The organism is Gemmata algarum (assembly GCF_034097035.1).
GTDB lineage: Bacteria > Planctomycetota > Planctomycetia > Gemmatales > Gemmataceae > Gemmata > Gemmata algarum.
The window spans coordinates 19,024-27,923 of the sequence record NZ_JAXBLV010000239.1 but is presented as its reverse complement, the minus strand read 5'-3'; the positions used below and the strand labels follow the sequence as shown (position 1 = coordinate 27,923).

The following is an 8,900-nucleotide window of genomic DNA, read 5'->3' as shown; positions in this document are numbered from 1 at the left end:
GTGCCCTCTGCGGTGAACCCGCTTCTGTTTGCTTGCTTACTGAGCGAGGCCGAGAACCTTGTCCATTTGCGCGGCGATCTTCTTGAGGTGCTCCTCGCCCCCGGCGCCCACCTCAGCGGTGGCCCAGCCGTCGTAGCCGATCTCGCCTAAGGCCGCGAGCACGTCCGGCCAGTTCTCGTCGCCCTCGCCGATCGCCACCCACTCCTTCGACTTGCTGTACCCCTTGAAGTCGAACTTCAGCATCCGCTTGCCGAGCTTGCGGATCCAGTCCGCGGGCGGCACCCCGTACTTGATCATGTTCGAGCAGTCGAAGTACGCGCCGACGTACTCGCTCTTGAAGTCGTCGACGTACTGAATCAGTTGCTCGGGCTTGGTGATGAAGTTGTTCCACACCACCTCGATCGCGATTTTCACCTTCAGCTTTTCTGCGAGCGGGAGGACCTTTTTCACCTCCGCTTGCGACCGCTCGTAGCACTGCTGGTAGGTCACGTCCTTGTTCACCACGCCGGGGACAAGGAGCACGGTGTCTGCACCGACCGTTTTGGCGTCTTCCAGCGCCCCCCGCAGGGCGTCGAGCCCCTTCGCGCGGATCTTCTCGTCGGGGTGAGAAAGCGTGTCGCGCCAGTGAACCGAATCGACCACCCCGTGGATGGCGACCCCGGTTTCCTTGCTCGCCTTCACCAGCGCGTCGAGGTCACTGGTGCCGGGGCTGTCGATCTCGACGCCCTGAAAGCCGCACCTCTTGGCCAGTTCCAGGCGTGCCAGGTGGGTACCGCCCTCGAGCCGAACCATCCCGTACTTGACGGCCTTCTTAAGCTTCGGCTTCTTGACTTCGGCGCCGCACAGATACGGACCGGTGAGTGCGGCGGCGGCGGCCGCGGTGGTGCGCAGGAAGTCGCGGCGCCCGAGCGGACGGTTCATTTGAGTTGCCCTCGGCGAGTGAAGGGAGGGCGTCCGTTCCGGTGTTGCGGCGGCGGGCGAGTTTCCGGAGCCGCGCCGGCGCTCCGCGCCGGTTCCGCGAATTGTTACGGTTGCGCGAAAAAGACGCAAGGGTTCGGTCGTGAGAAAAATGATCCGCGGCCGGAATGTCTACGAGCCGTTACGCACGCCATTCCACAGTCGCGGATTGCCCGGGCGCCTCTTCCACTTCCACGCGAAGGACTTCGGGCGTAAAGTTCTCGTTCGTCCTGAGCGACTCCCACAACCGGCCTGCGATGTACCGCGCGATCAGTTCCGCCGTGGTGTTTTCGATCGGTAGCAAGATACAGTCGCCGCGCGGGAACTGCCACTCGCGGTCCTCGTACCGCACCTGCACGCACTTGGGAGTGGGGGCGACGCTGATGACCGGGTTGTTGGTCGCCAGCAGCATATGGTGGTCGAGTTCGTCGGTGATCTCCTTCGTCCGCTTCTTGAGCGCGATGAAGTCGAACACGTAGAAGTCATCGGGGAGCAGCGGCCCCTCGACCTCGACGGCACAGCGGTAGTTGTGCCCGTGGAGCCGCTCGCACTGGTGCCCGCGGTAGCTGATGAAGTGCCCGCAGCAGAACACGAGGTGGTCTTTCGTGACGCGGACTTTGAACCGCTCGGTCGGCATGGTTACAACCAGTCGGAGACGTTCCACCGGAACGGGGCGGAAGGAGTCACCATATTCTCCCGCAACGCGACGAACAGGCAAGCGGTGATGAGGTCGGCCGTCGTACCGGGATTGAGCCTGTTCCCGTCGCTCCTCAGGTGCCGGTCGAGCGCGACGCCCGCGGCGCGGCCGGCGGGGGTTTCGAGCCCGCCAAGCGCGAGCGCCGCCTGCGCCCGGCGCTGAACGTCTTCCGCGACCGCCGCGCCGTTCTTCCGCGCGATGAGCGAATCCGGGTGGGCCGCGAGCCAGCGCAGTTGCGAATCGACGATCGCCGCTTCGACGCGACCGAACTTGGCGAACGCCGCGGTGAACGCGGGCACGCCGAAGTCGAACACGTCCGCAAACCCGTTGGCGTACTGCCGCGCGATCATGTCGCGGTCGGCGGCCAGTGACATGGCTTCGAGCAGCGTCACCGCCGGTTCAGCGCGCACGTCCTGTTCCGGTGCGTCGCCGAGCCCGCCGGGGTTCGCGAGTCGGATCGCCTCATACACGAGTTTCGTATCGTCCGCCGTTAGCCCTTTGAGGATGTCGGGAACGTGTGCCCCGGGGCGCATTCCGTTCCATTCCGCGGCGAGCGGAGCGAGCAAGAGGACGATGCCCAGGTTCGTGTTCTGGCCGACGACCGCCTGTGTGCGTTCCACGGCGTCGAAGACCGTAGCCCCGACGGACCGGTTGCCGGCGCGTTGAAGAACTGGCCCGATCGCTGCTCCGCTGAGCAGGAAATCGGTGAGGGTCGTGTTCGCGAAGTCGGCGCCCCGATGAACGTTCCCGACCTTGCGGGCGCAGGCTTCCCAGATGCAAGCCGTTTGTGCCAACTCGCCCGTTGTGAAATCGATCACGTCACCTCTCGGTCACGAACCGCACCACTTCCTTCGCCACATCCACGCCGCACGCGGACGCGAGCGCCTTCCACCCAGGAACCGCGTTCACCTCGATCACGAACAGCTCGCCGTTCGGCCCCGGAAGCAGGTCCACGCCCGCGACCGGGCAACCGACCGCCCGGGCCGCCCGCAACGCGAGAGCGGCTTCGGCTGCGCTCAGCGACACACGCTCGGCCGTTCCGCCCTGGGCCACATTGGTGCGCCAGTCGGCACCGGCCGTGCGCCGCATGCTCGCGATCACGCGGTCTCCCAAAACGAACGCGCGCAGGTCCCAGCCCGGGTGCCGGATGAACTGTTGAAGGTAAATCACCTGGCCCGTTTGCTCCAGCACGCGGAACGTGCGCCACGCGGTTTCGGGGTCGGTGATCCGGCACATCCCGCGCCCCTCCGACCCGAACAGCGGTTTCAGCACCACGTCGCCCCCGAGCGCGGCGAACTGCGCCAGCGCGTCGTCGCTGCGCTGGCACACGGCCGTCGGAGGCGTGTCGATCCCCGCCCGCGCGAGCCGGGCGGTGGTGAGGTACTTATCGACGCACACCTCCACCGCTCTGGGCGGGTTCAGGACCGGTACGCCGCGGGCCGCGCACTCGTGCAACAGGTCCATACGGAAGACGACCTGTTCCAGCGACCCGGCGGGCATCGTGCGCACTAAAAGGGCGTCGCATTCCGATAGCGGGGCGCGCCCGGCGTTCACGCTCGCCGAAAGGGCGCGGAAGTCGAGCGGCGTGACGGTATGCCCGAGTTCGGCGGCAGCACGGACGAGGTCCTGCACGTGCCAGCCGGTGCCGCCGGAGAGAATCGCGATGTTCATTCGCCCAGCCCGAACGATCGCCGCAACAGGCCCGGCTCGACGCCGCCGAACCGGTGGCACCGGCCGGTCTTCAGGTTGCGGAACTCCACTTCCGCCGGCGAGAACAGCAGCGGATCGATCTGGTAGAAGTCACCCTTGTAGTGCGTAAACACATCCGCGAACGGCTTCCCGTGGTCCTTCGATGACGACGACGGCACCTTCGGCCCCATCCGTTCGAGCACCTCGTCGTCGGCGCGGACCCAAAGCGTAACCTTCGCGCCGTACAGGATCGCGTCGTTGGTGCGGCCCATCGCCTGAACGAAGTCCGGCGTGGTGGGCGGCAGCGGCGCGACCCCGTACCCGCTGACGATCTGGTTCACATCGAACTGGAGTTCGTGGAGCTTGTGCAGCGCCGTCTCCACCGACCGCGCGACGATCTGCGTGGTGCCCGCGAGGCTCTGCGTCGGGGCCACCAGCAGCGTCAGGTGCTCGGCCACGAGCGGCAGTTTCGCGACGATGCTGGCGACCACCTCGTCGGTCGGGTGGCGGTCGGTTTCGAGCACGCCGACCGCGAACGGCGCCTCCTCCTTACCCGCGATGTGCTGGAAGATCTCCTCGCGCGCCGACAGCGCGCGCATCGGCCCGGAGCCGTTCGCGTAGAACTTGCCGACCTTCACCTGCCAGCCGGCGTACTGCGACGCCAGGCACGCGCGCACCGGGTCGTCCGTCGTGACCTGAACGGCCGGCCCGCCGAGTTCGGGAATAGGGCACGGGACATACTCGACTTCGCCCGCCTCGCCCAGGCAGACCCGCGCCATCAGCAGCCCGGCCGCGAGGCTACCGGTGACCGCCCCGCCGCAATCGATGACCCGCGCCCCGGCCACCTTGGCGACGTGAACGCGGAGCCGGGCGGCGTTGCGCTCGGCTTCGTCCGCGAGGAGTTGCGCGCGCTCGTTGAGGGTCATAGGGAGTGCTCCGCGAAGAGGCGATCGAGTTCCGCAGCCTGTGATCTTAACTGCTCGCGCACGTCTGCGGGCGTGCTTCCCGTCGCGAAAAAAGTGAGCACCGGCCACCCGGGTTGGATCGCACTGCCCGGGTCGGGAATGTCGGCGAACCCCGGCAGCCGCCACGGGTCGAAGGCGCCCGCGAGGTCTGCGTCCCACGGCCCCGCGTTCGGAAAGGTAATCGCGTGCGGGGCGTAGTAGATCGCTTTCCCAACGGGCGCACAGCCCCGCGGCGGCGTGACGAAATGAAAGCGGGTGGGGTTCGAGGAAAAACAATCGCGGTGAGTCGGCATGATCGCGGACCGCGTCGCTAACTCGATCACCTCGATCGCCGCGGTATAACGCGGGTTGACCTCGACCGGGTGCGAGGACTCAGAGCGTTGAACGAAGTCGAGCCCCCAGCAGCCGCGGACGCCGATGGTCCGGTTGGCATCGAGCGCGTTGATCCAGAGGGTCGCGCGTTGGGGCAGTTCGACCGGGCCGACGTTGCCACAATACGCGAACGGCTGGGCGTGCAGCCACGGTTCGCCGATGAGCTGTTGCGTGACGCCGAACAGTTCGGTTCCGTCCGGCCAAAACGGCATCTCGTTCAGATCGCTCACGAACACCGCGGACATCGGCACGCCTTCGACCCACTCCTGAAAGTAGTGCCGGTCGGAATTCGCTTCGCCCGGTTCCGCGAAGCGAATCCCGATCCCGCCACCGGACGCAAACGGCTTGCGGAGCCACCGGCCTTCGGTCGGGCACGGTTCACCGCGCGGAACCAGACGCGGGGGCTCGAACCGGGCACGCTGGAGTATCGGGAACAGTTCAAACGGATCGCGAGCGCGGGCCAACACCTCGGGCGGGTTCCCCCACAGCTCGCGCGATTCGGCGAGCCGGGCAACCACATGCGGGTGATTTTCCAGACCGCCGGTGTAGAGCACCGGCCCCGGAGGGAATTGCATCGCAAGTTCGGGAAGCGCGTCCGGATAACCGCCCGGCGGGCAGACGCCGCACGCGGAAACGACCCGTTTTAGGTCGCGGTCGGCGAACTGGTCAAGTGCCCAAATAAAACGGCTGTGAAGCCCGGCATCGCGAGCGACGGGCGGCGAGGCGAGAGTACAAACGCCCGCGCGGGCCAGCGAATGAACTGCCGCCCGCGCGCTCGAACCGACAACGCCAACAATACCGGTCACCGGTCCGCCACCGGGGTCGGCAGGCCGAAGAACCGCCGCAGGGCCTGAAGCTCGGGGATAATCATCACCCGCATCACGTCCGCGTAGTCGTCGGTCCACGCGTCCACGCCGTTCAGCTTCACGACCGGGCGGAACCCGTACCCGGTTTCCGCGTGCAGCGCGTCCATGAGGGTTGTGAACGGCCCGTTCCGCCGGATCAGGCCCGCGAACCGCTGCGCCTGCGCGTCGCCGGTTCGCTTGTCCAGGTAGTCCAGGACGGTTTCCTGCTGCTTCGTGAGCGCCTTGTCCAGCAACGGCCCCAGTTCGGGGTACTTCACCCGGACGATGCGGATGAGCTGCTCGCTCTGACTGTACTCGCCCATCATGTCGCCGAGTTCGGACGCGATGCGGTCGCCCAGGTGTTCGCGCTTGCGGGCCAGCGCGACCCAGCTCGATGCCGTCTTCCCGGGCCGCCCCTCGGCGTTGTCGTTCCACACGCGGGCCACGAGGTTGTGGTGCTCGGCGATGGCCGCGACCACCGGCTCCAGTTGCACGAACTTGTTCGAGATGTGCAGCGCCAGAATGCCGTCGTCGGTGAGCCGTTCGAGGTACAGGGCGACCGCCTCGTTGGTCAGCAGGTGGACCGGGATCGAGTCCGAGCTGAACGCGTCCACCAGTAGCAGCGCGTACTTGCGGTCGGTGTCCTCCTTGAGCTTCAGGCGGGCGTCACCCATCCGGAAATCGATGTCGGCGCCGCGCTTGCGGGCGTCGTCAACGTAGGTGAACGGCCCCATGAGCGGCGCGACGGGCGCCGGTGCGGGCGCCACCTCGTGTTGCGTCACAGGGGCAGTGCCAGCAGGACGGGTCCGCGCCGCTTCGTCGTACTCCTCCTGGGTGTAGACGATGACCCCGCGGTCCTTCATGGGCTCTTTAATTGGCTCTTTACCGGTGAGGCGGTTCTTCAGCTCCGCTTCGTACTCGTCCGGGGTGAAAATGCGGGCGCCCAGGCGCTCCGCGTCCTTCCGCACGTCCGGGTCCGCGGTCGGGGCGGCACCCCGCTCACGCAGCGCCGTTTCGTAATCCTGTTTGGTGCGGAGCGTGTACATGGCCCCGAGCCGCTCCAGCCTCTTGCGCACCTCGTCGTCGAGCGGACCAGTTCCAAAGGCCCTCAGCTTCTTCTTGTACTCTTCCCAGGCCTTCTGTCCCTTCTCGTGTTCCGCGCGTGCCCGATCGTACTCCTCCTGGGTCAGAATGCGGGCGCCCAGTTTTTCCACCTTGGCGCGTACGTCCGGGTCAGCGATCGGCGCGGAGCCGCGCTCCTTCAGGTCGCTCTCGTTCATGACCTTCCAGGGCGTTTCGACGATCCGCCGCACCGCCGGGTCGATCTCGTAGAACGTGAGCTTCTGGCCGGCGCCGACGTAGCAGGAGGCGCTACCGGTGCCGAGGCCGACCATCGCCACCGGCGCGTTCGCGTCGGCACCGCCCTTGCGGGTACGCAGCTCCTGGAACATCGCCCCGACCGGCCCGCTCCGGTGGTAGTACGTCAGCGGCTCTTCGCGCGGGTTAAAACGGAGCTGCGTGCCGAACACCGCAACGTTGTCCCACGGGTTCAGCGCGGTGAGCCGCTGGAACTCGTCCGCCCAGTGTGGGCGGAACGTCTCGTTGATCTGCGTGCCGTGCAGCGTGGTACCGTGGACGAGCCGGGTCTGGTTCCCGCGCTGCTCCACCTTCAGAATGCCGAAGAAGCTCCGCTCGGTGTAGACCACCCGCCCCTCATCGCTGGCCTCGTCGCGGAACGTGCTGATGCCCAGGATCGCCGCCACGCACAGGGTGAACCGGAGCGGCCGGTCCACGAAGAAGAAGCACACCATCACCGGGACGGCGTACACGAAGATGTTGTGGACCATGCTGGCGCTGTCGAGCGCCAGGGTGCTCGCGATGCTCCGCACGGCCCGGTTGTACCAGTCGAACTGGCTGAACTTCAGCATCTGCCAGAACACCAGACCGATCAGCACTGGCACCGCCACATCGAGCGCCAGAGCGACACGCCGGTTCTGATCGATCTGCCGGAAGAGCCACCGGCCGGCAACCGCGAACGGGGAAGCCACCGCCGCGGACATGCCCATATCGAGCGCGGTTTTGGCATCCGCATCCATCGGCTTCTGGTTCGGAACTTCCCCCTCGGACGAGTTCAGCCGCGGCACCATGAGGCACGCGACCAGCAGCACCAGTTTGTACTCGTAGTCCTGCGCGAACACGAGCGGAGCGACCAGCGAGTTGAAGATTCCGCCGAGCACGCCGCCGAGCGACATGATGAGGAAGTACGTCGTCAGGTACTGCGGGCTCGGCCGGTCGCGCGCCAGTTCGTAATGGCACATGAGCGCCGCCGTGAAGAACGTCACGAGGTGCAGCAAAAGGCTGATGCCGACCCGGTTGCCGATCACGCCCGACGTGATCGAGAACACGAGGAGCAGGATCATCACCGGGGCCAGGTTCCCGATCAGCAGCCGGAACCACGGCGGCACCCGGCCGAACGCGATGATGAACGTAACCAGGTACAGCGCCAGCGGCCCGACCCACAGCAGCGGGATGCTGGCGATGTCGGTGGTCATGTGGAACGTGACCCCGAGCATGAGGCTGCTCGGAACGAACGCGAGGGCGGTCCACTTCGCCATCCGGCCCCACGACGGCGGTTGCTCGACCGGCGCTGGGGCGACCTTCGCGCCAGCCGCCCCACCCGGGGCCACCCCGAGCGGGTTCACCGCCGCCTTTCCGCACGCGACGATCAGCGCCGCGAGGCCGACGAACCCGACCGCCCACACCCACGTCTGCCCGCCCTGGGTCAGGTTCGGCTCGATGAAGAGCGGGTAGCCGAGCAGCGAGATCAGGCTGCCGAAGTTGCTCGCGGCGTACAGGAAGTACGGGTCACGGGCCGACGGGTGCCCGGTGTAGGTGAACCACTTCTGGAGCAGCGTCGCGGTGGTGGAGCACACGAAGAACGGTATCCCGATCGCCACGGTCATGATCGCCAAAACGCTTAGCACCGGGCTGGAGTCGCCCGACGGGGCCAGCGCCTCGACCACGGCAATGGGCGTGTGCTTCGCGCTGAACAGCGCGGCCAGCACGAACACCACGACCGGCAGCGACAGGACCGCGCAGTGAACGACCCATTGCTTCTTGTGGTCCTTCTGACGCGTCAGCCGGTCGGCGTAGAGGTAGCCGAGCAGCAGCAGCGCCTGGAAGAACACCATGCAGCCGTTCCACACCGCCGGGCTGCCGCCCAGCAGGGGCAGCACCGCCTTGGCGACCATCGGCTGAACCATGAACAGCAGTGACGCGCTCACGAACATCGTGACGGCGAACAGCAGCGGCACGGGTTACTACTCCGGGTTCGACGGGGCGCGGGCAAGGTTCCTCGAAGTGTATCGAACCCGC

7 protein-coding genes are annotated in these 8,900 nt (G+C 66.8%); all 7 read right to left on the bottom strand.

Annotation, left to right across the window (positions count from 1 at the left end; translation table 11 throughout):
• Window positions 1-36 precede the first annotated feature (36 nt).
• Window positions 37-921: a sugar phosphate isomerase/epimerase family protein gene (locus R5W23_RS30490; protein ID WP_320689643.1), complete on the bottom strand. Its 885-nt coding sequence runs from the start codon at window positions 919-921 to the stop codon at window positions 37-39.
• A 178-nt stretch (window positions 922-1,099) separates the two neighbouring features.
• Window positions 1,100-1,594, bottom strand: coding sequence for a 6-pyruvoyl trahydropterin synthase family protein (locus R5W23_RS30485; protein WP_261186517.1), 495 nt, complete (start codon window positions 1,592-1,594; stop codon window positions 1,100-1,102).
• A 2-nt stretch (window positions 1,595-1,596) separates the two neighbouring features.
• Window positions 1,597-2,472 (bottom strand): triphosphoribosyl-dephospho-CoA synthase, encoded by an 876-nt coding sequence (locus R5W23_RS30480; protein WP_320689642.1) that lies wholly within the window; start codon window positions 2,470-2,472, stop codon window positions 1,597-1,599.
• 1 nt (window position 2,473) lies between these two features.
• The gene (locus R5W23_RS30475; RefSeq protein ID WP_320689641.1) at window positions 2,474-3,325 is read right to left on the bottom strand and encodes an ATP-grasp domain-containing protein; all 852 of its coding nucleotides are present in this window, start codon (window positions 3,323-3,325) and stop codon (window positions 2,474-2,476) included.
• Window positions 3,322-4,269: a methenyltetrahydromethanopterin cyclohydrolase gene (gene mch / locus R5W23_RS30470; RefSeq protein ID WP_320689640.1), complete on the bottom strand. Its 948-nt coding sequence runs from the start codon at window positions 4,267-4,269 to the stop codon at window positions 3,322-3,324. The genes R5W23_RS30475 and mch overlap by 4 nt, the downstream gene beginning before the upstream one ends.
• Window positions 4,266-5,255 carry an ATP-grasp domain-containing protein gene (locus R5W23_RS30465; protein ID WP_320689639.1) on the bottom strand — a complete coding sequence of 330 codons (990 nt, stop codon included), beginning with the start codon at window positions 5,253-5,255 and terminating at the stop codon, window positions 4,266-4,268. Before R5W23_RS30465 ends, mch begins: the two co-directional genes overlap by 4 nt.
• Window positions 5,256-5,482: 227 nt before the next feature.
• On the bottom strand, window positions 5,483-8,839 hold the full coding sequence (locus R5W23_RS30460; RefSeq protein WP_320689638.1) for a fused MFS/spermidine synthase: 3,357 nt from the start codon (window positions 8,837-8,839) through the stop codon (window positions 5,483-5,485).
• Window positions 8,840-8,900: the final 61 nt, after the last annotated feature.

Bases quoted from the DNA above. Each gene is read 5' to 3' on its own strand.
- R5W23_RS30490 (WP_320689643.1), bottom strand. From the start codon at position 921: ATGAACCGTCCGCTCGGGCGCCGCGACTTCCTGCGCACCACCGCGGCC.
- R5W23_RS30485 (WP_261186517.1), bottom strand. From the start codon at position 1,594: ATGCCGACCGAGCGGTTCAAAGTCCGCGTCACGAAAGACCACCTCGTG.
- R5W23_RS30475 (WP_320689641.1), bottom strand. From the start codon at position 3,325: ATGAACATCGCGATTCTCTCCGGCGGCACCGGCTGGCACGTGCAGGAC.
- R5W23_RS30465 (WP_320689639.1), bottom strand. From the start codon at position 5,255: ATGCAATTCCCTCCGGGGCCGGTGCTCTACACCGGCGGTCTGGAAAAT.
- mch (WP_320689640.1), bottom strand. From the start codon at position 4,269: ATGACCCTCAACGAGCGCGCGCAACTCCTCGCGGACGAAGCCGAGCGC.